A 26155-nucleotide genomic window follows, 5' to 3' on the forward strand; every position below is an offset into this window, starting at 1 on the left:
ACCAAGCCCCACGTGAACGTGGGCACGATCGGTCACGTGGACCATGGCAAGACGACGCTGACGGCAGCTATCGCTACCGTGCTGTCCGCCAAGTTCGGCGGCGAAGCCAAGGCCTACGACCAGATCGACGCTGCGCCCGAAGAAAAGGCCCGCGGTATCACGATCAACACCGCCCACGTGGAATACGAAACGGCCAACCGCCACTACGCTCACGTGGACTGCCCCGGCCACGCCGACTATGTGAAGAACATGATCACCGGCGCTGCCCAGATGGACGGCGCTATCCTGGTCTGCTCTGCTGCTGACGGCCCCATGCCCCAGACCCGCGAGCACATCCTGCTGGCTCGCCAAGTGGGCGTGCCTTACATCATCGTGTTCCTGAACAAGTGCGACATGGTGGACGACGAAGAACTGCTGGAACTCGTCGAAATGGAAGTGCGCGAACTCCTGGACAAGTACGACTTCCCAGGCGACGACACCCCCATTATCCGTGGCTCCGCCAAGCTCGCCCTGGAAGGCGACAAGGGCAAGCTGGGTGAAGAAGCCATCATGAAGCTGGCCGAAGCCCTGGACACCTACATCCCCACGCCTGAGCGCGCTGTGGACGGTGCCTTCCTGATGCCCGTGGAAGACGTGTTCTCCATCTCCGGCCGTGGCACCGTGGTGACCGGTCGCGTGGAACGCGGCATCATCAAAGTCGGCGAAGAAATCGAAATCGTGGGTATCCGCGACACGCAAAAGACCACCTGCACCGGCGTGGAAATGTTCCGCAAGCTGCTGGACCAAGGCCAAGCTGGCGACAACGTCGGCCTGCTGCTGCGCGGTACCAAGCGCGAAGACGTGGAGCGTGGCCAAGTGCTGTGCAAGCCCGGCTCGATCAAGCCCCACACCCACTTCACGGCTGAGGTGTATGTGTTGAGCAAGGACGAAGGCGGTCGCCACACTCCTTTCTTCAACAACTACCGTCCCCAGTTCTACTTCCGCACGACCGATGTGACTGGCGCCATCGAGCTGCCAGCCGACAAGGAAATGGTCATGCCTGGTGACAATGTGTCGATCACTGTGAAGCTGATCAACCCCATCGCCATGGAAGAAGGCCTGCGCTTCGCTATCCGCGAAGGCGGTCGTACCGTGGGCGCTGGCGTCGTGGCCAAGATCATTGCTTAATTCATAAGCAGAAAAGGAACTTGCCATGTCCAAGCAAAAAATCCGCATCCGCCTGAAGGCGTTTGACTACAAGCTGATCGATCAGTCCGCTGCCGAGATCGTCGACACCGCCAAGCGCACCGGCGCCATCGTCAAGGGTCCCGTGCCCCTGCCGACGCGCATGAAGCGTTTCGACATCCTGCGCTCGCCGCACGTCAACAAGACCAGCCGCGACCAGCTCGAAATCCGCACGCACCAGCGTCTGATGGACATCGTGGACCCTACGGACAAGACCGTGGATGCCCTGATGAAGCTCGACCTGCCAGCTGGCGTGGACGTCGAAATCAAGCTGCAGTGATGTAGCAGTAGCTGCTGTGGGACGGGTTCGTCCGTCTTGCAGCGACTGAAATAACGCGAACTTGCTTGAAAAAGCAGTTCGCGTTATACTTTAGGGCTTCGCTCGATTTGCGCCTGTTAAATGGTGTGCGTCAGCGGAGTTTTATTAACCTTCTTTCATGCACGCAAGCGAGAGTTTGCGGAAACGCCGTAGCCAATTGAAGTTGCGGCGGTGAGAGTTTTGGAGAAAACCAATGAGTCTGAGCAACTCCCTCGGGTTGCTGGGTCGCAAAGTGGGCATGATGCGTCTGTTCACCGATGATGGGGACGCAGTGCCTGTCACGGTGGTGGATGTGTCCAACAACCGCGTTACCCAGGTCAAAACCCAAGAGAACGATGGCTATGTGGCCCTGCAGGTCACATTCGGTTCGCGCAAAGCATCGCGCGTGACCAAGCCAGAAGCCGGCCACCTTGCCAAGGCAGGTGTGGAAGCCGGTGAAATCATCCAGGAATTCCGCGTGACCGCAGAAACCGCTGGCAAGTACGCCGCGGGTGCTACGGTTCCTGCCACCGATGTGTTTGCCGTGGGCCAAAAGGTTGACGTGCAAGGCACGTCCATCGGTAAGGGTTACGCCGGTACCATCAAGCGTCACAACATGAGCTCGCAGCGCGCGTCGCACGGTAACAGCCGTTCGCACAACGTGCCTGGCTCGATCGGTATGGCACAAGACCCAGGTCGCGTGTTCCCCGGCAAGCGCATGACGGGCCACCTCGGCGATGTCACCAAGACCACGCAAAACCTCGATGTCATCCGCATCGATGAAGCGCGTCAACTGCTCTTGATCAAGGGCGCTATTCCGGGCTCCAAGGGTGGGTTCGTGACGGTGCGTCCAGCGATCAAGGCCAAAGCCTCCAAAGGAGCGAACTAATGCAGCTCGAACTCCTGAATGACCAAGGCCAAGGCGCATCCAAGCTGGATGTTCCTGAAACCGTGTTCGGTCGTGAATACAACGAAGATCTGGTGCACCAGATCGTGGTGGCCTATCAGGCCAACGCACGCCAAGGCACTCGCGCCCAGAAGGATCGCGAGCAAGTCCGTCACTCGACCAAGAAGCCTTTCAAGCAAAAGGGTACGGGTAACGCACGTGCAGGTATGACTTCCTCGCCTCTGTGGCGTGGGGGTGGTCGGATTTTCCCGAACATGCCTGACGAAAATTTCACGCAGAAGATCAACAAGAAGATGTACCGCGCCGGTATGTCTGCCATCTTGTCGCAGCTGGCCCGCGAAGGCCGTCTGGCTGTGGTCGATTCGCTGAAGCTTGATTCCCCCAAGACTAAGGTCCTGGCTGACAAGTTCAAGGCGATGAACCTGCAATCGGTGATGGTGATTGCCGACGAAGTGGACGAAAACCTGTACCTGGCCTCGCGCAATCTGGTGAACGTGCTCGTCGTTGAGCCCCGTTACGCCGATCCCGTGTCGCTGGTGCGTTTTAAGAAAGTGCTCGTCACCAAGGGTGCAATCGACAAACTCAAGGAGATGTTCGCATGAGCACACTCAAGTTTGACGAAGGTCGTCTGATGCAAGTGCTGGTCGCTCCCATCGTGTCCGAAAAGGCCACCATGGTTGCCGAGAAGTCCAATGCAGTGACGTTCAAGGTGCTGCAGAACGCTACCAAGCCCGAAATCAAGGCCGCTGTGGAATTGATGTTCAAGGTGGAAGTCAAGGGCGTTTCTGTGGTGAACACCAAAGGCAAGACCAAGCGTTTCGGCAAGACCGTGGGCCGCCGCGACAACGTTCGCAAGGCATACGTCACGCTGCAGCCAGGTCAAGAGCTGAACCTCTCCGGGGAGGCCGCGTAATCATGGCTGTCGTTAAGATGAAACCTACCTCGCCCGGCCAACGTGCCGTGGTGAAGGTCACGCGTGACCACCTGTACAAGGGTGAAGCGTACGCCCCCCTGCTGGAGCCACAATTCCAGAAGGCCGGTCGTAACAACAACGGTCACATCACCACCCGCCACAAGGGCGGTGGTCACAAGCACCACTACCGTGTGGTGGACTTCAAGCGCAACAAGGACGGCATTCCGGCCAAGGTTGAGCGCATTGAGTACGACCCCAACCGTACGGCCCACATCGCTCTGGTGTGCTATGCCGACGGCGAACGTCGCTACATCATCGCTCCCCGCAACCTGGAAGTGGGCGCAACCCTGCTGTCCGGTTCGGAAGCCCCGATCCGCGCTGGCAACACGCTGCCTATCCGCAACATCCCCGTGGGTTCGACCATCCACTGCATCGAGCTCAAGCCCGGTGCCGGTGCTCAGATCGCCCGTTCGGCAGGTGCTTCGGCAACGCTGCTGGCCCGCGAAGGCGTTTACGCTCAAGTGCGTATGCGCTCCGGCGAAGTGCGCAAGATCCACATCGAATGCCGCGCCACCATTGGTGAAGTGGCCAACGAAGAGCACAGCCTGCGCCAACTGGGCAAGGCCGGTGTGAAGCGCTGGATGGGTATTCGTCCTACGGTTCGCGGCGTGGCCATGAACCCTGTGGATCACCCTCACGGTGGTGGCGAAGGCCGCACCGGCGAAGGCCGCCACGCAGTCGATCCTTGGGGCAATCTGACCAAGGGTTATCGCACCCGTAACAACAAGCGCACACAGATCATGATCGTGTCGCGTCGCAAGAAGTAAGGGGTAACAGATGACTCGCTCTCTCAAAAAGGGTCCATTTGTTGACCATCACTTGCTGGCCAAGGTCGAAAAGGCCGTTGCCACCAAGGACAAGAAACCAGTCAAGACCTGGTCGCGTCGCTCCATGGTTCTGCCCGAGTTCATCGGTCTGACCATTGCCGTGCACAACGGCAAGCAACACGTGCCGGTCTATGTCACCGACCAGATGGTGGGCCACAAGCTGGGCGAATTCGCCCTGACGCGCACCTTCAAGGGTCACCCCGCTGATAAAAAAGCGAAGAAGTAAGGAACGACCATGTCTGAAACACGTGCAGTCCTCCGGGGCGTCCGTCTGTCGGTCGACAAGGGCCGTCTGGTCGCCGACCTGATCCGCGGCAAGAAAGTGGACCAGGCTCTGAACATCCTGAACTTCACGCAGAAAAAAGCTGCGGGAATCGTCAAGAAGGTTCTGGAGTCGGCCATCGCCAACGCCGAACACAACGATGGCGCTGACATCGACGAACTGAAGGTCAAGACCATCTACGTCGAACAAGGCACCACGCTCAAGCGCTTCACCGCGCGCGCCAAAGGCCGCGGCAACCGCATCAGCAAGCCCACGTGCCATGTGTACGTGACGGTTGGCAACTAAAGGCTCGGGAAGACTATGGGACAGAAAATCCATCCTACCGGCTTCCGCCTTGCGGTCAGCCGCAACTGGTCCAGCCGTTGGTACGCCAGCAACCGCGATTTCGCGGGCATGCTGGCCGAAGACATCAAGGTGCGCGAGTACCTGAAGGCCAAGCTCAAGAACGCGGCTGTGTCGCGCATCCTGATCGAGCGTCCTGCCAAGAACGCCCGTATCACCATTTACTCGGCACGTCCTGGTGTGGTGATCGGCAAGAAGGGCGAAGACATCGAGAACCTGAAGAAGGAACTCGCGTCGCGTCTGGGCGTGCCCGTCGCAGTGAACATCGAAGAAGTGCGCAAGCCTGAAATCGATGCCAAGCTGATCGCCGACAGCATCACGCAACAGCTCGAAAAGCGCATCATGTTCCGCCGCGCCATGAAGCGCGCCATGCAGAACGCCATGCGTCTGGGTGCCCAGGGCATCAAGATCATGTCGTCCGGTCGTCTGAACGGTATCGAAATCGCTCGCTGCGAGTGGTACCGTGAAGGCCGCGTGCCACTTCACACGCTGCGTGCGGACATCGACTACGGTACCTCTGAAGCCAAGACCACCTACGGTGTGATCGGCGTCAAGGTCTGGGTCTACAAGGGTGACACGCTGGGCCGCAATGACCTGCCCGCCGTGGAAACGCCTCGTCCAGACGAAGAGCGCCGCCCACGCGGCCCACGCCGTGATGGCCGCCCAGGTGGCGATCGTCCAGGCGCAGGCCGTGGCCCACGTCGTCCTGTCGGTGGCAACGCCGCTCCGGCCGACGGCAGCGACAAGCCAGCGGAAGCTGGTGGCGCTGATAACACCGCCGTTAAGCGCGTACGCAAAGTCGCCGCGCCCGCTACAGCAGCGGACGGTAAAGGAGAATAAAGATGCTGCAACCTGCTCGCCGTAAATACCGCAAGGAGCAAAAGGGCCGTAACACTGGCGTCGCAACACGGGGTGCCTCCGTTGCGTTCGGTGATTTCGGTCTGAAGTGCACCGATCGTGGCCGTCTGACGGCCCGCCAGATCGAAGCTGCACGCCGTGCGATTTCCCGTCACGTCAAGCGTGGCGGCCGTATCTGGATCCGCGTGTTCCCGGACAAGCCAATCTCTACCAAGCCCGCAGAAGTGCGTATGGGTAACGGTAAGGGCAACCCCGAGTACTACGTGGCCGAAATCCAGCCCGGCAAGATCGTGTTCGAGATCGTCGGCGTGCCCGAAGAACTGGCCCGCGAAGCCTTCCGCCTGGCTGCTGCCAAGCTGCCGCTGCGCACCACGTTCGTCAGCCGTCACCTTGGCGCGTAATTCAGGAGACCATGAAAATGACCAAAGCTACTGAACTGCGCCAAAAAGACGTTGCCGGCATCGAAGCCGAAATCAAGGCACTGCAAAAGGCCCATTTCGGCCTGCGCATGCAAAAGGCTACGCAGCAACTGGGTAACACCAACACGCTGCGCACCACCCGCCGTGATATCGCACGTGCCAAGACCATTCTTGCTGAAAAGCAAGCCGCCAAGTAAGGAGCCCATATGACGGAACCTAAAAAATCCCTCAAGCGCACCTTGATTGGCAAGGTGGTCAGCGACAAGCGTCAAAAGACTGTGACCGTGCTGGTCGAGCGCCGTGTGAAGCACGAGCTCTACGGCAAGATCGTTGCGAAGTCGAGCAAGTACCACGCCCATGATGAAAATGGCGAGTACAAGCTGGGCGACGTGATCGAAATCACCGAGAGCCGTCCGCTCTCCAAGACCAAGAACTGGGTGGCGACCCGCTTGGTGCAAAAGGCCGGCCTGCTGTAAGCAGCTGTCCATGCCCGCTCCGGGGGCGCAAGCCCCTGGGCAGCAAGGCCCTTCAAAACGACCCACAATGTGGGTCGTTTTGCTTTGTGGGCCTCCTTTTTGATGCGAACGGTTCACACCGTGCCCAGGAGGAGCTTTGCATGGCACTGCGTTCTCGGGTTCCAACACCCCATCCCAACATCCCTAGGAGAAAACAATGATCAAAGTCGGTGACACCCTGCCCGCAGCCACGCTGATGGAATATTCCGAAGTCGAGGGCGAAGGCTGCAGCATCGGCCCGAATCCCGTGGCGGTGGACAAGGCGACGGCGGGCAAGACGATTGCCCTGTTTGCATTGCCCGGTGCCTTCACACCCACCTGCTCGGCCAAGCATGTTCCTGGCTATGTGGAGAAGGCCGCCGAGTTCAAGGCGGCCGGCGTGGATGAAATCTGGTGCGTGAGCGTGAACGACGCGTTCGTGATGGGCGCCTGGGCGCGCGACCAGAAGACCGACGGCAAGGTGCGCATGCTGGGCGACGGCAGCGCCGCCTTCGCGCAAGCCACGGGCCTCACCCTGGACCTGACCTCCAAGGGCATGGGCCTGCGCAGCAACCGCTATTCGATGCTGGTGCGCGATGGCAAGGTGGTCGCGCTCAACGTCGAAGCACCGGGCAAGTTTGAAGTGAGCGACGCTGACACCCTGCTGGCCCAGGCCAAGGCGGCGTGAGACCCCGCTGATTGCTATTGAACCAATAGCTGCAAGCGCATGTACATCATGCGCTTGCGCCTCAAATGGTCAAAAAATATCGACCTTGAGGTAATGTGCCCCGGGTATGGGGTTGTGGTAGTAGGGCGGGATTTCTTCGAAGCCCAGGTCGGTGTATAGCGCGCGGGCCGACTCCATATCGTCCAGGGTGTCGAGCAAAACACACGCGTAACCTGCTTGCCGCGCCCGGTCCAGCATGGCTTCGGCCAGCTCGCGACCCAGGCCAAAGCCGCGAAACGCCTTGCGCACATACAGCCGCTTCATTTCGCTGGCGTTGGGGTAGTCGGCGTTGTCCAGCGGGCGCAGGGCGCAACAGCCTGCCAAGGCGCCTTCCACTTCGGCGACCAGCAGGGCGCCACGAGGTTCGGCGTAGTCGCCCGGCAGCTGCGCCAGTTCGGACTCAAAGTCCTGAAAGCACAAATCAACGCCCAGCGTGCTGGCGTACTCGCGAAAGATGTCTCTGACCGCATCCCACTCGGCGGGCGAAGAGGGGGTTCTCAGGGAGATGGAGGGCTTGTCCAAAGCGCAAGGCGTGCAAACGAAGGAGCCGCCAGTGTAGCGACTTCGTTCAGAACGCCGGTGCCGCCAGGGACGACACCCACCAGGCCACGCCAGCGCTCAGTGCCAGCACCACCAAGGCGACGATACGGCTCAGGGCATCATCCCGCGAAGGTGCTGCCGCCTCGGGCAGCGTCTTGTCGCCGTCCAGCATGGGGCGAATGAGCTGCTGCTTGCGCACGCGCACATAAAAGATGATGGCCAGCACGTGCAGCGCCACCAGCCCCAGCACCAGGAACTGCCCGATGTCCTTGTGGTAGTTCGTGGCCAGCCCCACGACGGCGTTCGAGACATATTGGGTCAACGGTCCGGCAAAGGCGATCTCGTCGTCGCTCAGCAAACCCGTGCCCACCTGGGCTGCCAGCACGGCCAGCAGCACGAACACCGACATCGCGCCCAGCGGGCTGTGTCCGATGCCGTCCTCCGGGTGTGGCGTGCCACGCAGGTACCGCAGCAGCCGCGCTGGCGAGTACAGGAACGCCGAAAAGCGCGACCAGCGGCCGCCCACCAATCCCCAGACCAGCCGGAACACCAGCAGCGCCAGCACCGTGTAGCCCAGGCGGAAATGCCAGACCATTGCATTGCCTCCCACATTGGCGGTGATGACCAGCGCCACGATGCAGACCGCCAGGGCCCAATGAAAAATGCGGGTTGGAAGGTCCCAGATGCGTACGGTGTGCTGCGTCATGGTGGTCAAAGGCGGTGCGCCGAAGTGAGGGATGGATGAGGAAGCATGCGGCATTGTGCGGCAGGGCGGCCGGACCTGTAACCTCCCAGCCACAGCACAAACGCGCCCAAACCGGCATACTGCGCAGGCTTGGAAGGCACCATTCTGTTCCACCCACGAAAAAGGAAGTTCCGATGAAAGCATTTGCTGCGTTGACCCTGGCGGCTGCGGCTCTGACCCTGTCCGCCCCCGCCTCCGCCCAATTTGCCAAAGCCGAAGATGCCATCAAATACCGCCAGAGTGCGCTGTTTGTGATGGGCCAGCACTTCGGCCGCCTCGGCGCCATGGCCAACGGCCGCGCGCCGTTCGATGCCAAGGTGGCGCAGGAGAATGCCGACATCGTGGCCCAGATGGCCAAGCTGCCATGGGCAGGCTTTGGTCCCGGCACCGACAAGGGCGCGCCCACCAAGGCACTGCCAGAAATCTGGACCGAGCAGGCCAAGTTCAAGGACCATGCCGAGAAGCTGGAAGCCGAGACCGTGAAACTCGCCGCCGCGGCCAAGACAGGCAACTTGGACAACCTGAAAACCGCCTTTGGTGCCACTGCAGGCACTTGCAAGGCCTGCCACGACAACTTCCGAGCGAAGTGACGCGATCACTGGAGGATTATGTTGCTATGTTTTGCATAGCAATCAAGGCATGATCCACTAGCGCAAAAGGCCAATTTCTTTCGAAATTGGCCTTTTTGATGCCCTGAACGGGCTGTGGTGCATGCGGGGGCGTTGTGTCCGCCCCGCTGCTCAGGTTTCTGCCAGCAGCTTCTCGATCAACTGGTGCAGCTCCGGGAAATTGGGGGCGCCCACATAGGTCTTCACGATCTCGCCCCGCTTGTTCACGATGAAGGTGGAGGGCGTCAGGCGCACATCGCCCCAGGCCTTGGCCACGTTGCCGGTGTTGTCGATGGCCACCTGGAAGGGCAGCTTGCGTGTCTCGGCAAAGTTCACCACGTAGCTGGGCGGGTCGTAGCTCATGGCCACGGCCAGGGTGTCAAAACCCTTGCTGTTGTATTTGTTGTAGGTCGCGATGATCTCGGGCATTTCGGCCACGCAGGTGGTGCAGCTCGTGGCCCAGAAGTTGACCAGGGTGACCTTGCCTTTCAGGTCGGCGGTGGATTTGCTGGAGCCATCCAGCAGCACGAAGGTCGATGCAGGCGCTTCGGCGCGGCCTGTGTCCAGGTACACATAGGCGCCCACAGCGGCAAACGCTGCCACCGCCACACCTGCTGCCCAATGCTTGATCGCCATGACTTCACCGCCCATCCCAAAAGAAACACGGGGCCTGTGCCCCACCCCACATTGTGCCGGAGCGGCGCTCGCCACACCAAGGCTGGACTCCACTTTCCCGCAAAAGTTCGCCGCAGAACGCAGGGCAGGGCCGACATCGGGGACTCTGCCGATAATGCCCCGATGAAATGGACATTGACCCGGGCCGCTGCCCTGCTGATTGCGGGCTGCAGCCCCGCACTGAATTGGCGCACCGTGCCGCTGCCCGAAGCGGACCTGACCATCACCCTGCCGTGCAAGCCCGACCAGGCCACCCGCACGGTGGAGCTGGCCGGTGCACCGGTGGAGCTGTCCATGGTGGGCTGTGATGCCGATGGCGCCACCTTTGCCGTGTCCCATGCCGCGTTGGCAGACCCTGCCCAGGTGGGCGCAGCGCTCACCCATTGGCGGGCTGCCATGCTGGCGCGCCTGGGGGCGGGGGCCGAAGCGGGCGCCAAAGACGTACCCTACGCGCCGCGCGGCACCTTGCCCCTGCCGCAGTCGGTGCGTACCGTGGCACAGGGGCAGCGTCCCGATGGCAGCGCGGTGGTCGCGCAGGCCGTGTGGTTTGCACGCGCGGCAGGGCCGCAGGTGCGGCTGTACCACGCCGTCGTCTACACCGCCAAGCCCCGGCCGGAGGTGGCCGACCAGTTCTTCGCTGGCCTGGCGCTGCCATGACGATGAGCAGCGGCGGCGTGTTGCCACGGCGGGCGGCCGTCATCGTCTTTCTGGCGTTTGCTTTTGCCTACTTTCTGTCGGCGCTGGTGCGTGCTGTCACGGCCACCCTGGCGCCCACGCTGGCCCAGGAGTTCTCGCTGCAGGCGCGGGACCTGGGGCTGCTGGCGGGCGGGTACTTTCTGGGCTTCTCGGCCACGCAGCTGCCGTTGGGGACCTGGCTGGACCGGCATGGCCCCAAGAAGGTCGCACTGGGCTTCCTGGGCGTGGCCGTGGTGGGCAGCCTGGTGTTTTCGGCGGCCACGGGGTTTTCGGGGCTGCTCGCCGGTCGGGTGTTGTGCGGCGCGGGCGTCAGCGCCTGCCTGATGGCACCGCTCACTGGCTACCGCCGGTGGCTGGAGCCGGTGGCGCAGATGCGGGCGAACTCGTGGATGTTGATGACGGGCTCGCTGGGCATGGTGGCCTCCACGCTGCCGGTGCAATGGGCCTTGCCGCTGGTGGGCTGGCGCCCGCTGTTCTGGGGGCTGGCGGTATTGATCGCGTTGTCGATGGTGGTGATTGCCCTGTGGGTGCCAGGCTGGGGTTCGGCGGGGCAGGCGAAGGCCGATTCCGGCGCCGCAGAGGCCGTGCCCCAGGGCTATGGCGTGGTGTGGCGGCACCCTTATTTCCAGCGCCTCGCGCCGCTGGGGTTCTTCTGCTACGGCGGCATGGTGGCCATGCAGACGTTGTGGGCCGGGCCGTGGATGCAGCGCGTGGCGGGCTACACAGCCCTGGAGTCGGCGACGGGCCTGTTCTGGATCAACGTGTCCATGTTGTGCACCTTCTGGACCTGGGGCATGGTCAACCCCTGGCTGCTGCGCAAGGGGTTTGGTGCCGACCGGCTGATGGCCATGGGCCTTCCGCTGTGCTCGGTGGTGCTGCTGGGCATCATCCTGGCGGGGCCCCAGGCCGGGGGCGGCGCCTGGGCGTTGTTCTGCGTGTCGTGCACCTTTGTGTCGCTGTCGCAGCCCGCCGTGGCCATGGCGTTTCCGCAGGCGCTGGCAGGGCGGGCGCTGTCGGCCTACAACCTCGTGATTTTTGTGGGCGTGTTTGTGGTGCAGTGGGGCATCGGGCTGGCGGTGGACGCCTTTGCAGCCGCGGGGCTGGCCACCGTGCCGGCGTTCCAGGCGGCCATGGCGGTGTACCTGGCATGCAACGCCAGCGCCTACGCATGGTTCCTGCTTCGGGGGCGGCGCCATAATGTGCTGACAACCCCCACACCATGAACACTTGCGCAACCATCGATGCAACCACCGGCGGCCTCTTCATGACCTGCCCTTCGTTGGTCCCCGCGTGGCGTAAGTCGTGACCATGAGCCCCACCAGCATCCTCATCATTGCCCACGCCCCACTGGCCCATGCGCTGCGCGAATGTGCGCTGCACGTGTTTGCCGACTGCGGCAGCAGCGTGGCTGCGCTCGACGTGCAGCCCAACCAGCCCCCCGAAGAATCGCTGGCCCAGGCACGCATCATGCTGGACCAGCTGGGCACCGACACCACCCTGGTGCTGACCGATGTGTTCGGCGCCACGCCCTGCAACGTGGCGCAGCGCCTGGTAGACGGCGTGCGCTCGCGCCTGGTGACGGGTGTCAATCTGCCCATGCTGCTGCGCGCCGTGAGCTACCGGGCTGAGCCGCTCGATTCCGTGGTGACCCGCGCCGTGGTGGGTGGTACCCAAGGGGTGATGCAGGTGGCCATTTCCGCGCCGCAGAACCAGAACCGCCGTAACCGACATGATCAAGACCCGTACGACCATCAGCAATAAATTGGGCCTGCACGCCCGCGCATCGGCCAAGCTCACCAAGCTGGCCGGCAGCTTTCCGTGTGACGTTTTCATGAGCAAGGGGGAGCGCCGCATCAACGCCAAGAGCATCATGGGCGTGATGATGCTGGCCGCCGGGCTGGGCTCTGAAGTGGAGCTGGAAGCCAACGGCGACCGCGAACAGGAGGCCATGGACGCCCTGCTGGCACTCATTGCCGACAAATTTGGCGAGGGTGAATAAGCCTGCCCACCTCGCCCGTGTCCTGACCCCGTCGAACCTTTGATCACACCACCATGACCTTCTCCGTCCACGGCCTCGCAGTTGCACGCGGTATTGCCATTGGCCGGGCCGTGCTGGTGGCGTCCAGCCGGGTGGATGTGGCGCACTACTTTGTCGAGCCCTCCCAGGTCGAAGGCGAGATCGAACGCGTGCGCCAGGGCCGCAATGCCGTGGTCGAGGAGCTGCAGCGCCTGCAGACCGACATGCCCGCCGACGCGCCGCACGAGCTGACCGCATTGCTGGATGTGCACCTGATGCTGCTGCAGGACGAAGCCCTCACGGGCGGCGTGAAACACTGGATCACCGAGCGCCTGTACAACGCCGAGTGGGCGCTCACCACCCAGCTTGAGGTGATTGCGCGCCAGTTCGACGAGATGGAGGACGAGTACCTGCGCGAGCGCAAGGCGGACCTGGAGCAGGTGGTTGAACGCATCCTGCGCTACATGAAAGGCGTGGCCAGCCCGGTGGCACCACCGGCCAGCAGCCCGCGTCGCAAGACACAGCAAGATTTGCTGCTGGACGACACGGTGGATGTGCCCCTGGTGCTGGTGGCGCACGACCTCTCGCCCGCCGACATGCTGCAGTTCAAGCAAAGCGTGTTCGCGGGCTTTGTGACGGACGTGGGCGGCAAGACCAGCCACACCGCCATCGTCGCGCGCAGCATGGACATCCCCGCCGTGGTGGGCGCGCGTGCCGCCAGCCAGCTGGTGCGCCAGGACGACTGGGTCATCATCGACGGCGATGCGGGCGTGGTCATTGTCGATCCCTCGCCCATCATCCTGGCCGAATACGGATTTCGCCAGCGCCAGGTCGAACTGGAGCGCGAACGCCTGGCGCGCCTGCGCCACACGCCTGCCATCACCATCGACGGCCACAAGATCGAGCTGCTGGCCAACATCGAGCAGCCCGGCGACGCCGCCGCCGCCGTGCGCGCAGGCGCCGTGGGCGTGGGCCTGTTCCGCAGCGAATTTCTGTTCATGGGCAAAAGCGGCAACCTGCCCGGCGAGGACGAGCAGTACCGCGCCTACTGCGAGGCCATTGACGGCATGCAGGGGCTGCCCGTCACCATCCGCACCATCGACGTGGGCGCGGACAAGCCTCTGGACAACAAGGCCCACAAGGACAGCTACCTGAACCCGGCCCTGGGCCTGCGCGCCATCCGCTGGAGCCTGGCCGACCCGGCCATGTTCCGCACCCAGTTGCGCGCCGTGCTGCGTGCGGCGGCCCATGGCAAGGTCAACCTGCTGTTCCCCATGCTGGCGCACACGCACGAAATCCAGCAGACGCTCGCCCAGGTGGACCTCGCCCGGGGTGAGCTGGATGCACGTGGCGAGCCCTATGGTCCGGTGCAGCTGGGCGCCATGATCGAGGTGCCCGCCGCGGCACTCATGGTGCGCACCTTCCTCAAGTACTTCGACTTCTTGTCCATCGGCACCAACGACCTGATCCAGTACACCCTGGCCATAGACCGCGCCGACGAGGCCGTGGCCCACCTGTACGACCCGCTGCACCCTGCCGTGCTGCGCCTGGTGGGCGACGTGATTGCCGAGGGGGAGCGCCAGGGCAAGAGCGTGTGTGTGTGCGGCGAAACGGCGGGCGATGTGACCATGACGCGGCTGCTGTTGGGCCTGGGGCTGCGCAGCTTCTCCATGCACCCCGCGCAGATCCTGGCTGTGAAGCAGGAGGTGCTGCGCGCTGACACGCGCAAGCTCGCACCCTGGGCGCAGCAGGTTCTGGCGGGCGATGAACCTGCTGTGCTGCTGACTGCTTGACAGGCGGAGGACCAGACCGCCTGAGGGGGGCGGTCACTTCAAAATTGATAGCTGTCAGAGCATATTTTTCTAGCGCTCCCAGCCAATTTCGCTGAAATTACCGCGTCAGCGTGCCCGCATCCCCATCACGGCCGCGCTGATGATCATGGCCGTGGCCAGCGCAATGCTCCAGGTGAATGCGCGGCCGCTCACCAGGATCAGCAGCGCGGTGGACGCCAGTGGCGTGATGTAGCTCAGGATGCCGATGTGCCGGGCGTCCCCCAGCTTGAGCGCCTTGTCCCACATAAAAAACGATGCCCCCAGCGGCCCCAGGCCCAGCACCGCGAGCAGCCCCCAGTCGCGCGGCTGCAGTGCCGCCGCAGGCTCCAGCGCCACATGGCACAGCAGCGACAGCACGCCGGACACCAGCCCGAACAGGCCAATGGCCGTGGTCGGGAACGCTGCCACGCGCTTGGTCATGAGCGAATACGTGGCCCAGATGAAAGCCGCTGCCAGCGCGGGCAGGTAGCCCCAGGCCAGCGTGCCGCTCAACTCGCGTCCGCCGGCAATGGCAATGGCCGCGCCGCCAAAACCCAGCAGCGCCGCCAGCACATGTGGCAAGCGCAGCGCCACACCGGGCAGCACCACCGGCGAGAGCACCACGATGAACAGCGGCCACAGGTAGTTGACGAGGTTGGCCTCCACCGGCGGGGCATGGCGCAGCGCGATGAACAGCAGGAAGTGGTACGCAAACAGGCCGTACACGCCCAACGCCAGCGTGCGCAGCGGGATGCGCCACTGTGTAGGGTCACGCAGCACAAACGGCCAGGCCGGCACGCTGCCGATGATGAGCGCAACACCCGTGAGCAGGAAGGGCGGAATGTGGGTGAGGGACACCCCCAGGGAAGCGAGAGAGGCCCACAGCGCAATGGCGCCCAGGGCATAGAGGTTGGCTTGCATGGCGCCGAGCTTACGCGCGCCCGCTGTGGTGAGTCGTCGCGCAACACCGGTGAGTCGTCGCGCGCCAAGGTTTTGGCCTGGTTGCCAGCCGTCGCCGGCCGTTATGTGTGCTGCTCAGCCCGGCGCAATGCGGCAGTCAAAGCCGAGGGCGAGCGGTAGCCCGTGCGCAGCGCCACCTCGGCCACCGTCATGCCCGTGCTGCGCAGCACCCGGGCCTGCGCCAGGCGCAAGCCGCGCAGCCAGGCCATGGCGCCCATGCCCTGGTCGTCCCGGCATCGGGCAGAAAACTGGCTGGGGCTCAGATGCACCTGCGCCGCCAGGTCGGCCACGGTCAGTTCACGGTGCCATTGCTGCGCCGCCCATTGCTGCAGGGCGGGCCAGTTGATGGTGCGGCCGCGCGTAGGGCCGGGCGTGGAACAGTCGGAATGGGTGCTGTCGAGCCACGCCTCCAGCAAGAGCGCAGGGCCGTAGGTTTGTGCCAGCGGGCGGTCTTGTTGCAGTGCGCTCGCCAGATAGTGCGCCAGTGGCAGTGCGTCGGCGGGTGGTTTGGTCGAGCGGCGTTGGCCGGTACAGCGCGCCCAGTCGGGGTGTGCGCTGTCGAGCACCAGGCACAGGCTGCCACGGGACGATTCAAAGTCGTGCCGATCTCCCGGGGCAATCACGCAGCCGCCGCCGGGTGCCACGCGCACGCCACGGCCCGCCACCTCCAGGTCCAGCGCTCCGGAGAGTCCCAGCAGAATCTGGAAATGGTCATGGCTGTGGCTGCCCGGTGATGCGCCGTAGCGGCGCAGCGAGAGCAGACCATTCGGGCCCATGGGTGACCTGCGACCGGACCGGGTGGATAGGGCTTACACGCCAGCGGCGTGCGCCTGTTGGTCCGCGTGGTAGCTGGAGCGCACCATGGCGCCAACTGCCGCATGGCTGAAGCCCATCTTGTACGCCTCTTCCTCGAACATCTTGAAGGTGTCGGGGTGCACGTAGCGGCGCACGGGCAGATGGCTGTTGCTGGGCGCCAGGTACTGGCCGATGGTCAGCATGTCGATGTTGTGGGCGCGCATGTCGCGCATGACCTGCAGGATCTCTTCGTCCGTCTCGCCCAGGCCGACCATGATGCCGCTCTTGGTGGGCACGTTGGGGTGCAAGGCCTTGAACTTCTTGAGCAGGTTCAGGCTGAACTGGTAGTCCGAACCGGGGCGCGCTTCCTTGTACAGGCGGGGCGCGGTTTCCAGGTTGTGGTTCATCACGTCGGGCGGCGCGGCTTTCAGGATTTCGAGCGCGCGGTCATCACGGCCGCGGAAGTCGGGCACCAGGATCTCGATTTGGGTCTGGGGCGACAGCTCGCGGATGTTCTGGATGCATTCCACAAAGTGGCCGCTGCCGCCGTCGCGCAGGTCGTCGCGGTCCACGCTGGTAATCACCACGTATTTGAGCTTGAGTGCGGCAATGGTCTTGGCCAGGTTCAGCGGCTCATCCTTGTCGAGCGGGTCGGGGCGGCCATGGCCCACGTCGCAGAACGGGCAACGGCGCGTGCACTTGTCACCCATGATCATGAAGGTGGCCGTGCCTTTGCCAAAGCATTCACCGATGTTGGGGCAAGACGCTTCTTCGCACACCGTGTGCAGCTTGTGCTCGCGCAGGATTTCCTTGATTTCGTAGAAACGCGTGGTGGGGCTGCCCGCCTTCACGCGGATCCACTCGGGCTTCTTGAGCACTTCGCCCTGCTCCACCTTGATCGGAATGCGCGACAGCTTGGCCGCAGCCTTTTGCTTGGCCAGCGGGTTGTAGGCTTCGGTGGATTGCGCTTCGCGGACGACTTCAGGGGTGCTCATGGCTGTAGGCAGAGTTCAGGGCGCCAACCGGATGCTGAGCTGCTGGCCCAGCACCTGCGCGGCTTCTTCCCAGGTGGTGTGGACCCCGATTGTAGAAAGGTCCACCGTTTTCAATCCTGCGTAACCGCAAGGGTTGATGCGGCCGTAGGGCTCCAGGTCCATGTTCACGTTCAGCGCCACGCCGTGGTAGGTGCAGTGGCGGCTGACCTTGATGCCGAGCGCCGCGATCTTGCCCAGGCCTTCGAAGTCGGGCGTGGGCGCCTCCGAGCCCGCTCGTTTTTGGGGGCGTTGGGGCAGCATGGCGTGGCTGCGCGGATCATCCAGGCGCACATAAATGCCGGGTGCGCCGGCAACCCGGTGGCCTGTGACGCCGAAGTGCGCCAGCGCACGGATCACGGACTCTTCGACGCGATAAACGTATTCCTTGACGAAATAGCCCGCGCGTTGCAGGTCGATCAGCGGGTACGCGACCACCTGGCCCGGTCCGTGGAAGGTGACCTGCCCACCCCGGTTGGTTGCGATGACGGGGATCTCGCCTGGGTCAAGCACATGATCGCTTTTGCCTGCAATGCCTTGGGTGTAAAGCGGCGGGTGCTCACAAATCCAAAGCGTATCCGGGTCAGAGGGCGTACGTGTGGTCGTGTAGTCCTGCATGGCCTGCACAGTGCTGGCGTAGTCCACACGGCCCAGCAGGCGGATGTCAATCGTCATGGCGCAACTTGCGGAGGGCGGCTACAGCACCACTTTCACCAGCGGATGCGATGACAGCGCACGGTACAGGTCGTCCAGCTGCTCGCGGCTGGTCGCCGTGATGGTGATGGTTACTCCGAGGTAATTGCCTGCGCGGCTGTCGCGCAGTTCAATGGTGGCGGCGTCGAAGGTGGGGTCAAACTGGCGGGCCAGTTCGGTCACCGCGTGCACGAACCCATCCACCTTGGCGCCCATGACCTTGATCGGGAACTTGGAGGGGTATTCGATCAGCGAGTCTTTGCGTGGATCTGTTGCCTGCGTATCGAGGCCGTTGGCGGGCGGCGGATTGGAGGATGTCATGGTGGATCGCGGTGGTAGGGATGCTGCAGTTTCAATAGCTAGGCATGCACTGTCATTGTGCGCCAGGGGCTGACGAGGGTGTTTGAATTGTGTGTTTGGCGTGCGCCAGATCGGTGCATTGCGCGAGGTTTTTGGAGCGCAAAAGCCGTTGGCGCATCACCACAACAGAGCAGGCGCACACGAAGCCCACAGGCACGTTTGCGGGTTTTTGTCTGGTGCCATGGGTTTTTACTTATAATTAGAGGCTTTGTAAAAGTTGCGGTCTGTAACGCGGGCGTCATTCATCAATGAAAACAATCCCGCCAGAGACTGAAACTGAGGCTGAAGAATCTGACTTCAAGCCCCTGACGGCCCAAGAGGCGCAGCAGTGGCGCAGTCGCCATCCGCCCCTCTCGGTGTGGAAGGTGGTGGCAGGTCAGGCGCTGGTCGGAATGCTGGTGGCCCTGGTGGCCTGGGTTCTGACGGGCAGGGCGGTGGTGGGTTGGTCTGCAGCCTACGGTGCCCTGGCAGTGGTGGCTCCGGCCGCACTGTTTGCCCGCGGTGTGTTGCGCCACAAGGCGTCATCCAATCCGCGGGCTGCCATGGTGGGGTTCTTTGGGTGGGAAATCGCCAAGATCATGTTGACGGTGGCGCTGCTGGCGGCGGCACCTCGGCTGGTGCCGGGCTTGAGCTGGATTGCCTTGCTGATTGGCATGGTGGTCGCAATGAAAACGTACTGGGTGGCACTGTTGGTGCGGCCTGGTGTCCGAAAAACCGATTGATAGAGAGAAGAGTTGTCCGATGGCCGCAGAAGCGCACGCTCCGACTGCAAGTGAATACATCGTTCACCACCTGCAGCATCTTCAAAACGTCAACCAGACCAAGATCGTTGATTTCACTGTCATCAACTATGACTCGATCATCGTCGGTTTGGTTCTGGGTGCTCTCACCCTTTTGATTCTGTGGTCAGCTGCCCGTAAGGCAACCTCTGGTGTGCCTGGACGCTTCCAGGCAGCGGTCGAGATGCTGGTCGAGATGGTGGACAACCAGGCCAAGGCGAACATTCACAACGCTGAAAGCCGCAAGTTCATTGCGCCCCTGGGTCTGACGGTGTTCGTCTGGATCTTCTTGATGAACTTCATGGACATGCTGCCTGTGGACCTGCTGCCCGCCATCTGGGCGCAAATCTATGGCGCCGCCGGCCACGATCCTCACCACGCCTATCTGCGTGTCGTGCCTACGGCTGACCTGTCTACCACGCTGGGCCTCGCCTTTGCCATCCTGATCCTGCGCTTCTGGTACAGCGTCAAGATCAAGGGTGCTGGCGGCTGGGCACACGAACTGGTGTCGGCTCCTTTCGGCACCAGCAAGAATCCTATCTTCGCCCTGATCCTGGGCGTGGTGAATCTGCTCATGCAGATCATTGAATATGTCGCCAACACCGTGTCCCACGGCATGCGGTTGTTTGGCAACATGTACGCTGGCGAGCTGGTGTTCATGCTCATCGCCCTCATGGGTGGTGCTGCGGCCCTGTCGCTGTCGGGTGTGCTGCTGCCTGTGGGCCACGTCATCGCTGGCACCATCTGGACGCTGTTCCACATTTTGGTGATCTCGCTGCAAGCGTTCATTTTCATGATGCTGGCGCTGATCTACCTCGGTCAGGCGCACAACGCGCACTAAGTTTCCCTTTCGTTTTTTCTTTCCTTAACTTTTCTTTTTAACTCAGGAGTCATCATGGAAAACATTCTCGGTCTCGTCGCTCTGGCTTGTGGTCTGATCGTTGGTCTGGGCGCTATCGGCGCTTCCATCGGCATCGCCCTGATGGGTGGCAAGTTCCTCGAATCGTCGGCACGTCAGCCTGAACTGATCAACGAACTGCAAACCAAGATGTTCATCTTGGCTGGTCTGATCGACGCCGCGTTCCTGATCGGCGTGGCTATCGCTCTGCTGTTCGCTTTCGCCAACCCCTTCGTTTCCACGCTCTTGGCCAACCTGCCCAAGTAATTCCCGTTCAACGCCACTTTAGAAAGGTGTTGCCGTGAGTATCAATGCGACCCTGTTCGTTCAGGCCATCGTCTTCCTGATCCTCGTGTGGTTCACGATGAAATTCGTGTGGCCCCCGATCGCGAAGGCGCTGGATGAGCGAGCCCAGAAAATCGCCGATGGCCTCGCAGCTGCCGACCGTGCCAAATCCGAACTGACCGCTGCCAACCAGCGCGTCGAGAAGGAACTGTCACAGGCGCGCAACGAGACGGCCTCGCGTCTTGCGGACGCCGACCGTCGTGCCCAGGCCATCATCGAAGAAGCCAAGGCCCGCGCCACAGAGGAAGGCAACAAGATTGTTGCTGCTGCCCGCGCTGAAGCCGAGCAGCAGACGGTCCAAGCCCGCGAAGCCCTGCGTGAGCAGGTGGCAGCGTTGGCCGTCAAGGGTGCCGAGCAGATTCTCCGCAAGGAAGTCAATGCTGGCGTCCATGCCGACCTGCTCAACCGCCTGAAGACCGAGCTGTAAGGGGACACACATGGCTGAACTCGCCACCATTGCCCGCCCTTACGCCGATGCCTTGTTCAAGGCTGCCACTGCGGGCGCGGGCGTCGATCTGGGCAGCACCGCTGCCTGGATGGACGAACTGGCGGCGATTGCCGCCAACCCCCAGCTGCGTCAGTTGGCGGACAACCCCAAGGTGACGGCAGACCAGGTGTTCGCTGTATTCACCGGGGTCGCCCGTTCGGCCCTGCCGGATATGGCCAAAAATTTCCTGCGCACAGTCATCGACAACGGACGCATTGATGCGCTCCCGGAAGTGGCTGCGCAGTTTCGTGCCCTCGTGAATCGTCGCAACGGATCTTCGGATGCCGTGGTGTACAGCGCATTTCCGATGGACAGTGCTGCACTGTCTGAGGTCAGCGCAGCGCTGGAAAAGCGCTTCGGCCGCAAGCTCAACCTCGCTGTGAAGCTGGATGAGTCCCTGATCGGTGGTATTCGCGTAGTGGTGGGTGACGAGGTGCTGGACACTTCGGTCAAGGCCCGTCTTGAACAAATGAAAGCGGCCCTCATCGCGTAATGCGCGGCGAGGACAGCGAACCAAAGAAAGAAGGAAAGAGTCATGCAACTCAATCCCGCAGAAATTTCTGAACTCATCAAGAGCCGCATCGAAGGTCTGGCCGCCAGCAGCGATATCCGCAACCAGGGTACCGTGGTGTCCGTGTCCGACGGTATCGTGCGCGTTCATGGCCTGTCGGACGTGATGCAGGGCGAAATGCTCGAGTTCCCCGCGACCAAGGACGGCCAGCCCTCCTACGGTCTGGCGCTGAACCTTGAGCGCGACTCCGTCGGCGCCGTGATTCTGGGCGAGTACGAGCATATCTCCGAAGGCGACACCGTGAAGTGCACGGGCCGTATTCTGGAAGTGCCAGTCGGCCCCGAACTGATCGGCCGCGTGGTGAATGCCCTGGGCCAGCCGATCGACGGTAAGGGTCCCATCAACGCCAAGCTCACCGACGTGATCGAAAAGGTTGCTCCTGGTGTGATCGCCCGTAAATCTGTGGACCAGCCTCTGCAGACCGGCCTGAAGTCCATCGACTCGATGGTGCCCGTGGGCCGTGGCCAGCGCGAGCTGATCATTGGTGACCGCCAGACCGGCAAGACGGCCGTCGCCATCGACGCCATCATTGCCCAGAAGGGTCAGGGCGTTACCTGTATCTACGTCGCTATTGGTCAGAAGGCTTCTTCGATCAAGAACGTGGTGCGCGCTCTGGAACAAGCCGGCGCCATGGAGTACACGATTGTGGTGGCCGCATCGGCTTCCGAATCGGCCGCCATGCAGTACGTGTCGGCCTACTCGGGCTGCACGATGGGCGAGTACTTCCGCGACCGCGGTGAAGACGCGCTGATCGTGTATGACGATCTGTCCAAGCAAGCCGTTGCCTACCGCCAAGTGTCCCTGCTGCTGCGCCGCCCACCAGGCCGTGAAGCCTATCCTGGCGACGTGTTCTATCTCCACAGCCGTTTGCTCGAACGCGCAGCCCGCGTGAACGCCGACTACGTCGAAGCCTTCACCAAGGGTGAAGTCAAGGGCAAGACAGGATCGTTGACGGCACTGCCCATCATCGAAACGCAAGCTGGCGACGTGTCCGCTTTCGTGCCTACCAACGTGATTTCGATCACCGACGGTCAGATCTTCCTGGAAACCAGCCTGTTCAACGCCGGTATCCGCCCCGCTATCAACGCCGGTATCTCGGTGTCGCGCGTCGGCGGTGCAGCCCAGACCAAGCTGGTGAAGAACCTGTCCGGTGGTATCCGTACCGACTTGGCCCAGTACCGCGAACTGGCTGCGTTCGCGCAGTTTGCCTCCGATCTGGACGAAGCCACCCGCAAGCAGCTGGACCGCGGTGCCCGCGTGACCGAACTGCTCAAGCAGGCACAGTACAGCCCACTGCCCATCTCGCTGATGGCTTCCACGCTGTTCGCTGTGAACAAGGGCTTCATGGACGACATCGACGTCAAGAAGGTGCTCGACTTCGAACACGGCCTGCACCAGTTCCTGAAGACCAGCCACGCCGCTTTGCTGGCCAAGCTGGAGCAGGCCAAGGCCATGGACAAGGACGCAGAAGCCGAATTGACCGCAGCGATCGCCGCGTTCAAGAAGTCGTTCGCTTAAACCGGACGAGGAGCCATCATGGCAGCAGGCAAGGAAATACGCGGCAAGATCAAATCGGTGGAAAACACCAAGAAGATCACCAAAGCCATGGAAATGGTGGCCGCATCCAAAATGCGCAAGGCGCAGGACCGGATGCGGGCTGCCCGCCCATACAGCGAGAAGATCCGCAACATTGCAGCCAACCTCGGCAAGGCCAACCCAGAGTACGTGCATCCGTTCATGAAAGTGAACGATGCCAAGACCGCTGGCGTCATCGTCATCACCACCGACAAGGGTCTGTGTGGCGGCATGAACACGAACGTGTTGCGTGCCGTGACGACCAAGCTGCGTGAACTGCAAGGTGCTGGCGTCTCGACCGAAGCCGTGGCGATTGGCAACAAGGGCCTGGGTTTCCTGAACCGTGTGGGCGCCAAGGTGGTTTCGCACGTGACGGGACTGGGTGACACCCCCCACCTGGACAAGCTGATTGGCCCGGTGAAGGTGCTGCTCGATGCATACGCAGAAGGCAAGATCAACGCGGTGTACCTGAGCTACACCAAGTTCATCAACACCATGAAGCAGGAATCGGTGGTGGAGCAGTTGCTCCCCCTGTCCTCCGAGCAGATGCAGGCTGAGAAGACGGAACACGGCTGGGACTACATCTATGAGCCCGATGCGCAAAGCGTCATCGACGAGCTGCTGGTCCGTTATGTCGAGTCCCTGATCTACCAGGCGGTTGCGGAAAACATGGCGTCCGAGCAGTCGGCGCGCATGGTGGCCATGAAGGCTGCCACCGACAACGCCGGCAGCGTCATTGGCGAGTTGAAGCTGGTCTACAACAAGACGCGCCAGGCAGCGATCACGAAAGAACTTTCGGAAATCGTGGCTGGCGCCGCTGCTGTGTAAGCAGCTCAACAAACTACTTTATTGGAGCGAAAAATGGCTCAAGTGCAAGGCAAGATTGTTCAATGTATCGGCGCTGTGGTGGACGTGGAGTTCCCCCGCGACCAGATGCCCAAGATTTATGACGCCCTGAAGCTCGAAGGCTCGTCGCTGACGCTGGAAGTGCAACAGCAGCTGGGCGACGGCGTGGTGCGTACCATTGCCCTGGGTTCGTCCGACGGCCTGCGTCGCGGCATCATGGTGTCCAACACCGGCAACCCCATCACCGTGCCTGTGGGCAAGGCGACGCTGGGCCGCATCATGGACGTGCTGGGCACGCCCATCGACGAACGCGGTCCGGTCAGCCAGGACCTGACGGCCTCCATCCACCGCAAGGCCCCTGCGTACGACGAACTGTCGCCATCGCAAGAGCTGCTGGAAACCGGCATCAAGGTGATCGACCTGGTGTGCCCGTTCGCCAAGGGCGGCAAGGTGGGTCTGTTCGGTGGCGCCGGTGTGGGCAAGACCGTGAACATGATGGAACTCATCAACAACATCGCCAAGGCCCACAGTGGTCTGTCGGTGTTCGCTGGTGTGGGCGAGCGTACCCGTGAAGGGAACGACTTTTATCACGAAATGGCCGATTCCGGCGTGGTGAACCTCGAGAAGCTCGAAGACTCGAAGGTCGCCATGGTGTACGGCCAGATGAATGAGCCCCCAGGCAACCGTCTGCGCGTGGCCCTGACCGGCCTGACCATCGCGGAATCCTTCCGGGACGAAGGCCGTGACGTGCTGTTCTTCGTGGACAACATCTACCGCTACACGCTGGCCGGTACCGAAGTGTCCGCTCTGCTGGGCCGTATGCCTTCCGCCGTGGGCTACCAGCCTACGCTGGCAGAAGAAATGGGCCGCCTGCAAGAGCGTATTACGTCCACCAAGGTCGGTTCGATCACTTCCATCCAGGCCGTGTATGTGCCAGCGGATGACTTGACCGACCCATCGCCTGCCACGACGTTTGCTCACTTGGACTCCACCGTGGTGTTGTCGCGTGACATCGCTTCGCTGGGTATCTACCCCGCCGTGGATCCTCTGGACTCCACCAGCCGCCAGCTGGACCCGAACGTGGTGGGCGAAGACCACTACACCACGGCCCGCGCCGTGCAAGGTACGCTGCAACGCTACAAGGAACTGCGCGACATCATCGCCATCCTGGGCATGGACGAACTGGCTCCTGAAGACAAGCTGGCCGTGGCCCGCGCTCGCAAGATCCAGCGTTTCCTGTCGCAGCCTTTCCACGTGGCCGAAGTGTTCACGGGTTCGCCAGGCAAGTACGTTCCCCTGTCGGAAACCATCCGCGGTTTCAAGATGATCGTGAACGGCGAGTGCGACCACCTGCCAGAGCAAGCGTTCTACATGGTGGGCACCATTGACGAAGCCTTCGAAAAGGCCAAGAAGGTGGCCTGATGAGCCGTCGGCCGGGCAGCCCATGGCAGCGCGGCCTTCAGCAATCAAGCAACCCACCTTTTCCTAGGAGCAATGATGAACACCATCCACGTTGATGTGGTCAGTGCCGAAGAGTCCATCTTCTCCGGTGAAGCGCGTTTTGTCGCTCTGCCCGGCGAAGCTGGCGAACTGGGCATCTACCCCCGCCACACCCCGCTGATCACCCGCATCAAGCCGGGCTCGGTGCGCATCGAAATGGCTGACGGTGGCGAAGAGTTCGTTTTCGTGGCCGGTGGCATTCTGGAAGTGCAACCCAGCTGCGTGACCGTGCTGTCCGACACCGCCATCCGTGGCAAGGACCTGGACGACGAGAAGGCCAACGCAGCCAAGTCTGCAGCCGAAGAAGCGCTCAAGAACGCCAAGAGCGACATCGATCTGGCCAAGGCCCAGTCCGAGCTGGCTGTTATGGCAGCCCAGATTGCGGCACTGCGCAAGTTCCGCCAGAAGAAGTAAGCTTTTGCGAGCACCCCTGTGCGGCAAAAAACCCGGCAATGCCGGGTTTTTTTATTTCTGCGCTGTGTGGATGCCCTCCAGCATTGGCCTTGCCATGATGCATATGCTCCCCCCAGCCGTGGATTGCCATGAGTTCCGTTTGATGTGGATGGTCGGTGACTTTTAGCGCTGCTCCGAAACGAAACGGCTGCCCGCCAGACTAAAAAAGGCCGGGGCCCCTCACAGGGCCCCGGCCTTTTGCATTGGCACTTTTCACAAAGCCCTCATGCGGTCCGCATGGGGCCTTCGCAATTACATCGCGTTGCCGATTTCGCCCGAAGAGATCTGGCCCGTGCGCAGGGCTTCAGCAGCCTGGGCACGCACAGCAGCACGGTCAGCCGTGGACTTGTAAGTCACCACACGCGAACCAGCGGGTTCGATGGAGCGGGTCTGGGCCACGGTAGCGGCTTCGGCAGCC

General features: G+C 62.3%; 36 protein-coding genes and 1 pseudogene. 28 read left to right on the forward strand and 9 right to left on the reverse strand.

Going from position 1 to position 26155, the window contains the following annotated elements:
- The 13 genes from tuf to ACTJKQ_RS24155 form a co-directional block, all read left to right on the forward strand.
- Positions 1-1167: elongation factor Tu (gene tuf / locus ACTJKQ_RS24095; protein WP_260669172.1), on the forward strand; the 1167-nt coding region annotated here is incomplete at its 5' end.
- Positions 1168-1192: 25 nt separating this feature from the next.
- Positions 1193-1504: a 30S ribosomal protein S10 gene (rpsJ, locus tag ACTJKQ_RS24100; protein WP_005796953.1), complete on the forward strand. Its 312-nt coding sequence runs from the start codon at positions 1193-1195 to the stop codon at positions 1502-1504.
- Between the two features lie 232 nt (positions 1505-1736).
- On the forward strand, positions 1737-2411 hold the full coding sequence (gene rplC / locus ACTJKQ_RS24105; RefSeq protein WP_056058913.1) for a 50S ribosomal protein L3: 675 nt from the start codon (positions 1737-1739) through the stop codon (positions 2409-2411).
- Positions 2411-3031 carry a 50S ribosomal protein L4 gene (gene rplD, locus ACTJKQ_RS24110; RefSeq protein WP_008906425.1) on the forward strand — a complete coding sequence of 207 codons (621 nt, stop codon included), beginning with the start codon at positions 2411-2413 and terminating at the stop codon, positions 3029-3031. The genes rplC and rplD overlap by 1 nt, the downstream gene beginning before the upstream one ends.
- Complete coding sequence (gene rplW / locus ACTJKQ_RS24115; protein WP_007847815.1) at positions 3028-3342, forward strand: 50S ribosomal protein L23; 315 nt, start codon at positions 3028-3030, stop codon at positions 3340-3342. The genes rplD and rplW overlap by 4 nt, the downstream gene beginning before the upstream one ends.
- 2 nt (positions 3343-3344) lie before the next feature.
- A complete protein-coding gene (rplB, locus tag ACTJKQ_RS24120; RefSeq protein ID WP_008906426.1) occupies positions 3345-4169 on the forward strand; it encodes a 50S ribosomal protein L2 in 825 nt (274 codons plus the stop codon).
- 10 nt (positions 4170-4179) lie between these two features.
- A complete protein-coding gene (gene rpsS / locus ACTJKQ_RS24125; RefSeq protein ID WP_010467177.1) occupies positions 4180-4455 on the forward strand; it encodes a 30S ribosomal protein S19 in 276 nt (91 codons plus the stop codon).
- 9 nt (positions 4456-4464) lie between these two features.
- The gene (gene rplV / locus ACTJKQ_RS24130; RefSeq protein ID WP_007847806.1) at positions 4465-4797 is read left to right on the forward strand and encodes a 50S ribosomal protein L22; all 333 of its coding nucleotides are present in this window, start codon (positions 4465-4467) and stop codon (positions 4795-4797) included.
- Between the two features lie 15 nt (positions 4798-4812).
- Positions 4813-5694, forward strand: a complete 882-nt coding sequence (gene rpsC, locus ACTJKQ_RS24135) for a 30S ribosomal protein S3 (protein WP_056058910.1) — start codon at positions 4813-4815, stop codon at positions 5692-5694.
- Positions 5695-5696: 2 nt separating this feature from the next.
- On the forward strand, positions 5697-6113 hold the full coding sequence (gene rplP, locus ACTJKQ_RS24140) for a 50S ribosomal protein L16 (RefSeq protein ID WP_015012190.1): 417 nt from the start codon (positions 5697-5699) through the stop codon (positions 6111-6113).
- Positions 6114-6130: 17 nt separating this feature from the next.
- Complete coding sequence (gene rpmC, locus ACTJKQ_RS24145; protein WP_015012191.1) at positions 6131-6328, forward strand: 50S ribosomal protein L29; 198 nt, start codon at positions 6131-6133, stop codon at positions 6326-6328.
- Positions 6329-6337: 9 nt separating this feature from the next.
- On the forward strand, positions 6338-6607 hold the full coding sequence (gene rpsQ / locus ACTJKQ_RS24150) for a 30S ribosomal protein S17 (protein ID WP_056058906.1): 270 nt from the start codon (positions 6338-6340) through the stop codon (positions 6605-6607).
- 196 nt (positions 6608-6803) lie between these two features.
- A complete protein-coding gene (locus ACTJKQ_RS24155) occupies positions 6804-7313 on the forward strand; it encodes a peroxiredoxin (RefSeq protein WP_440598336.1) in 510 nt (169 codons plus the stop codon).
- A gap of 69 nt (positions 7314-7382) precedes the next feature.
- Here ACTJKQ_RS24155 and ACTJKQ_RS24160 read toward each other — a convergent pair whose 3' ends face one another.
- Both ACTJKQ_RS24160 and ACTJKQ_RS24165 read right to left on the reverse strand, forming a co-directional pair.
- Positions 7383-7874, reverse strand: coding sequence for a GNAT family N-acetyltransferase (locus ACTJKQ_RS24160; RefSeq protein ID WP_056058903.1), 492 nt, complete (start codon positions 7872-7874; stop codon positions 7383-7385).
- 46 nt (positions 7875-7920) lie between these two features.
- Positions 7921-8598 carry a cytochrome b/b6 domain-containing protein gene (locus tag ACTJKQ_RS24165; protein ID WP_440598337.1) on the reverse strand — a complete coding sequence of 226 codons (678 nt, stop codon included), beginning with the start codon at positions 8596-8598 and terminating at the stop codon, positions 7921-7923.
- 173 nt (positions 8599-8771) lie between these two features.
- On the opposite strand from ACTJKQ_RS24165, the gene ACTJKQ_RS24170 reads away from it, so the two are divergent.
- Positions 8772-9227: a c-type cytochrome gene (locus ACTJKQ_RS24170; RefSeq protein WP_056058898.1), complete on the forward strand. Its 456-nt coding sequence runs from the start codon at positions 8772-8774 to the stop codon at positions 9225-9227.
- A gap of 150 nt (positions 9228-9377) precedes the next feature.
- Here ACTJKQ_RS24170 and ACTJKQ_RS24175 read toward each other — a convergent pair whose 3' ends face one another.
- The gene (locus tag ACTJKQ_RS24175; protein ID WP_056058916.1) at positions 9378-9881 is read right to left on the reverse strand and encodes a TlpA disulfide reductase family protein; all 504 of its coding nucleotides are present in this window, start codon (positions 9879-9881) and stop codon (positions 9378-9380) included.
- Between the two features lie 162 nt (positions 9882-10043).
- On the opposite strand from ACTJKQ_RS24175, the gene ACTJKQ_RS24180 reads away from it, so the two are divergent.
- From ACTJKQ_RS24180 to ptsP, 5 genes are all read left to right on the forward strand, one after another.
- Positions 10044-10577, forward strand: a complete 534-nt coding sequence (locus ACTJKQ_RS24180; protein ID WP_440598338.1) for a hypothetical protein — start codon at positions 10044-10046, stop codon at positions 10575-10577.
- A 2-nt stretch (positions 10578-10579) separates the two neighbouring features.
- Positions 10580-11839, forward strand: a complete 1260-nt coding sequence (locus tag ACTJKQ_RS24185) for an MFS transporter (protein WP_440598343.1) — start codon at positions 10580-10582, stop codon at positions 11837-11839.
- A gap of 85 nt (positions 11840-11924) precedes the next feature.
- Positions 11925-12377 carry a PTS sugar transporter subunit IIA gene (locus ACTJKQ_RS24190; RefSeq protein WP_056058890.1) on the forward strand — a complete coding sequence of 151 codons (453 nt, stop codon included), beginning with the start codon at positions 11925-11927 and terminating at the stop codon, positions 12375-12377.
- A complete protein-coding gene (locus ACTJKQ_RS24195) occupies positions 12346-12615 on the forward strand; it encodes an HPr family phosphocarrier protein (RefSeq protein ID WP_440598339.1) in 270 nt (89 codons plus the stop codon). The genes ACTJKQ_RS24190 and ACTJKQ_RS24195 overlap by 32 nt, the downstream gene beginning before the upstream one ends.
- Before the next feature lie 53 nt (positions 12616-12668).
- Positions 12669-14426, forward strand: a complete 1758-nt coding sequence (ptsP, locus tag ACTJKQ_RS24200) for a phosphoenolpyruvate--protein phosphotransferase (protein ID WP_056058884.1) — start codon at positions 12669-12671, stop codon at positions 14424-14426.
- Between the two features lie 105 nt (positions 14427-14531).
- On the opposite strand, the gene ACTJKQ_RS24205 is transcribed toward ptsP, so the two are convergent.
- From ACTJKQ_RS24205 to ACTJKQ_RS24225, 5 genes are all read right to left on the reverse strand, one after another.
- Positions 14532-15365, reverse strand: coding sequence for a DMT family transporter (locus ACTJKQ_RS24205; RefSeq protein ID WP_440598340.1), 834 nt, complete (start codon positions 15363-15365; stop codon positions 14532-14534).
- Positions 15366-15466: 101 nt separating this feature from the next.
- The gene (locus ACTJKQ_RS24210; protein WP_440598341.1) at positions 15467-16180 is read right to left on the reverse strand and encodes an AraC family transcriptional regulator; all 714 of its coding nucleotides are present in this window, start codon (positions 16178-16180) and stop codon (positions 15467-15469) included.
- 33 nt (positions 16181-16213) lie between these two features.
- Positions 16214-17194 (reverse strand): lipoyl synthase, encoded by a 981-nt coding sequence (gene lipA / locus ACTJKQ_RS24215; protein WP_056058875.1) that lies wholly within the window; start codon positions 17192-17194, stop codon positions 16214-16216.
- A gap of 15 nt (positions 17195-17209) precedes the next feature.
- Positions 17210-17905, reverse strand: coding sequence for a lipoyl(octanoyl) transferase LipB (lipB, locus tag ACTJKQ_RS24220; RefSeq protein ID WP_116748670.1), 696 nt, complete (start codon positions 17903-17905; stop codon positions 17210-17212).
- 21 nt (positions 17906-17926) lie between these two features.
- Positions 17927-18244, reverse strand: coding sequence for a YbeD family protein (locus ACTJKQ_RS24225; RefSeq protein WP_056058869.1), 318 nt, complete (start codon positions 18242-18244; stop codon positions 17927-17929).
- A gap of 287 nt (positions 18245-18531) precedes the next feature.
- Here ACTJKQ_RS24225 and ACTJKQ_RS24230 point away from each other — a divergent pair, with 287 nt between their 5' ends.
- The 9 genes from ACTJKQ_RS24230 (at position 18532) to ACTJKQ_RS24270 (ending at position 25698) form a co-directional block, all read left to right on the forward strand.
- Positions 18532-19005 (forward strand): ATP synthase subunit I, encoded by a 474-nt coding sequence (locus ACTJKQ_RS24230; protein WP_056058866.1) that lies wholly within the window; start codon positions 18532-18534, stop codon positions 19003-19005.
- Between the two features lie 19 nt (positions 19006-19024).
- Complete coding sequence (atpB, locus tag ACTJKQ_RS24235; RefSeq protein WP_010467223.1) at positions 19025-19903, forward strand: F0F1 ATP synthase subunit A; 879 nt, start codon at positions 19025-19027, stop codon at positions 19901-19903.
- A 54-nt stretch (positions 19904-19957) separates the two neighbouring features.
- Positions 19958-20227 carry a F0F1 ATP synthase subunit C gene (gene atpE / locus ACTJKQ_RS24240; protein ID WP_015012210.1) on the forward strand — a complete coding sequence of 90 codons (270 nt, stop codon included), beginning with the start codon at positions 19958-19960 and terminating at the stop codon, positions 20225-20227.
- Positions 20228-20261: 34 nt separating this feature from the next.
- Positions 20262-20732, forward strand: coding sequence for a F0F1 ATP synthase subunit B (locus tag ACTJKQ_RS24245; protein ID WP_056058864.1), 471 nt, complete (start codon positions 20262-20264; stop codon positions 20730-20732).
- 10 nt (positions 20733-20742) lie between these two features.
- Entirely contained in the window at positions 20743-21285 is a 543-nt protein-coding gene (locus tag ACTJKQ_RS24250; RefSeq protein WP_056058859.1) for a F0F1 ATP synthase subunit delta, read from the forward strand.
- 42 nt (positions 21286-21327) lie between these two features.
- Positions 21328-22881 carry a F0F1 ATP synthase subunit alpha gene (gene atpA, locus ACTJKQ_RS24255; RefSeq protein ID WP_056058856.1) on the forward strand — a complete coding sequence of 518 codons (1554 nt, stop codon included), beginning with the start codon at positions 21328-21330 and terminating at the stop codon, positions 22879-22881.
- An 18-nt stretch (positions 22882-22899) separates the two neighbouring features.
- Positions 22900-23766 (forward strand): F0F1 ATP synthase subunit gamma, encoded by an 867-nt coding sequence (gene atpG / locus ACTJKQ_RS24260; protein ID WP_056058853.1) that lies wholly within the window; start codon positions 22900-22902, stop codon positions 23764-23766.
- A gap of 33 nt (positions 23767-23799) precedes the next feature.
- Complete coding sequence (atpD, locus tag ACTJKQ_RS24265) at positions 23800-25206, forward strand: F0F1 ATP synthase subunit beta (RefSeq protein WP_056058846.1); 1407 nt, start codon at positions 23800-23802, stop codon at positions 25204-25206.
- 75 nt (positions 25207-25281) lie between these two features.
- A complete protein-coding gene (locus ACTJKQ_RS24270; protein ID WP_440598342.1) occupies positions 25282-25698 on the forward strand; it encodes a F0F1 ATP synthase subunit epsilon in 417 nt (138 codons plus the stop codon).
- Between the two features lie 291 nt (positions 25699-25989).
- Here the strand turns inward: ACTJKQ_RS24270 and ACTJKQ_RS24275 are convergent.
- Positions 25990-26155 (reverse strand): annotated as a pseudogene (locus ACTJKQ_RS24275) (DUF4148 domain-containing protein); the annotation flags it as partial.

It is taken from the genome of Acidovorax sp. 22279 (assembly GCF_052045435.1).
In the GTDB taxonomy this organism is placed as follows: Bacteria; Pseudomonadota; Gammaproteobacteria; order Burkholderiales; family Burkholderiaceae_C; genus Acidovorax; species Acidovorax delafieldii.

Coding starts and splice junctions, on each gene's coding strand:
- ACTJKQ_RS24205 (WP_440598340.1), bottom strand. CDS start 15,365: ATGCAAGCCAACCTCTATGCCCTGGGCGCCATTGCGCTGTGGGCCTCT.
- rplB (WP_008906426.1), top strand. CDS start 3,345: ATGGCTGTCGTTAAGATGAAACCTACCTCGCCCGGCCAACGTGCCGTG.
- rplC (WP_056058913.1), top strand. CDS start 1,737: ATGAGTCTGAGCAACTCCCTCGGGTTGCTGGGTCGCAAAGTGGGCATG.
- atpB (WP_010467223.1), top strand. CDS start 19,025: ATGGCCGCAGAAGCGCACGCTCCGACTGCAAGTGAATACATCGTTCAC.
- ACTJKQ_RS24190 (WP_056058890.1), top strand. CDS start 11,925: ATGAGCCCCACCAGCATCCTCATCATTGCCCACGCCCCACTGGCCCAT.
- rpsJ (WP_005796953.1), top strand. CDS start 1,193: ATGTCCAAGCAAAAAATCCGCATCCGCCTGAAGGCGTTTGACTACAAG.
- rplW (WP_007847815.1), top strand. CDS start 3,028: ATGAGCACACTCAAGTTTGACGAAGGTCGTCTGATGCAAGTGCTGGTC.
- ACTJKQ_RS24250 (WP_056058859.1), top strand. CDS start 20,743: ATGGCTGAACTCGCCACCATTGCCCGCCCTTACGCCGATGCCTTGTTC.
- rplV (WP_007847806.1), top strand. CDS start 4,465: ATGTCTGAAACACGTGCAGTCCTCCGGGGCGTCCGTCTGTCGGTCGAC.
- rpsQ (WP_056058906.1), top strand. CDS start 6,338: ATGACGGAACCTAAAAAATCCCTCAAGCGCACCTTGATTGGCAAGGTG.
- ACTJKQ_RS24185 (WP_440598343.1), top strand. CDS start 10,580: ATGAGCAGCGGCGGCGTGTTGCCACGGCGGGCGGCCGTCATCGTCTTT.
- rpsS (WP_010467177.1), top strand. CDS start 4,180: ATGACTCGCTCTCTCAAAAAGGGTCCATTTGTTGACCATCACTTGCTG.
- ACTJKQ_RS24225 (WP_056058869.1), bottom strand. CDS start 18,244: ATGACATCCTCCAATCCGCCGCCCGCCAACGGCCTCGATACGCAGGCA.
- ACTJKQ_RS24175 (WP_056058916.1), bottom strand. CDS start 9,881: ATGGCGATCAAGCATTGGGCAGCAGGTGTGGCGGTGGCAGCGTTTGCC.
- rpsC (WP_056058910.1), top strand. CDS start 4,813: ATGGGACAGAAAATCCATCCTACCGGCTTCCGCCTTGCGGTCAGCCGC.
- ptsP (WP_056058884.1), top strand. CDS start 12,669: ATGACCTTCTCCGTCCACGGCCTCGCAGTTGCACGCGGTATTGCCATT.
- ACTJKQ_RS24270 (WP_440598342.1), top strand. CDS start 25,282: ATGAACACCATCCACGTTGATGTGGTCAGTGCCGAAGAGTCCATCTTC.
- ACTJKQ_RS24170 (WP_056058898.1), top strand. CDS start 8,772: ATGAAAGCATTTGCTGCGTTGACCCTGGCGGCTGCGGCTCTGACCCTG.
- rplD (WP_008906425.1), top strand. CDS start 2,411: ATGCAGCTCGAACTCCTGAATGACCAAGGCCAAGGCGCATCCAAGCTG.
- atpD (WP_056058846.1), top strand. CDS start 23,800: ATGGCTCAAGTGCAAGGCAAGATTGTTCAATGTATCGGCGCTGTGGTG.
- ACTJKQ_RS24180 (WP_440598338.1), top strand. CDS start 10,044: ATGAAATGGACATTGACCCGGGCCGCTGCCCTGCTGATTGCGGGCTGC.
- atpG (WP_056058853.1), top strand. CDS start 22,900: ATGGCAGCAGGCAAGGAAATACGCGGCAAGATCAAATCGGTGGAAAAC.
- ACTJKQ_RS24195 (WP_440598339.1), top strand. CDS start 12,346: ATGATCAAGACCCGTACGACCATCAGCAATAAATTGGGCCTGCACGCC.
- rpmC (WP_015012191.1), top strand. CDS start 6,131: ATGACCAAAGCTACTGAACTGCGCCAAAAAGACGTTGCCGGCATCGAA.
- atpA (WP_056058856.1), top strand. CDS start 21,328: ATGCAACTCAATCCCGCAGAAATTTCTGAACTCATCAAGAGCCGCATC.
- rplP (WP_015012190.1), top strand. CDS start 5,697: ATGCTGCAACCTGCTCGCCGTAAATACCGCAAGGAGCAAAAGGGCCGT.
- atpE (WP_015012210.1), top strand. CDS start 19,958: ATGGAAAACATTCTCGGTCTCGTCGCTCTGGCTTGTGGTCTGATCGTT.
- lipB (WP_116748670.1), bottom strand. CDS start 17,905: ATGACGATTGACATCCGCCTGCTGGGCCGTGTGGACTACGCCAGCACT.
- ACTJKQ_RS24230 (WP_056058866.1), top strand. CDS start 18,532: ATGAAAACAATCCCGCCAGAGACTGAAACTGAGGCTGAAGAATCTGAC.
- ACTJKQ_RS24165 (WP_440598337.1), bottom strand. CDS start 8,598: ATGACGCAGCACACCGTACGCATCTGGGACCTTCCAACCCGCATTTTT.
- ACTJKQ_RS24210 (WP_440598341.1), bottom strand. CDS start 16,180: ATGGGCCCGAATGGTCTGCTCTCGCTGCGCCGCTACGGCGCATCACCG.
- ACTJKQ_RS24155 (WP_440598336.1), top strand. CDS start 6,804: ATGATCAAAGTCGGTGACACCCTGCCCGCAGCCACGCTGATGGAATAT.
- lipA (WP_056058875.1), bottom strand. CDS start 17,194: ATGAGCACCCCTGAAGTCGTCCGCGAAGCGCAATCCACCGAAGCCTAC.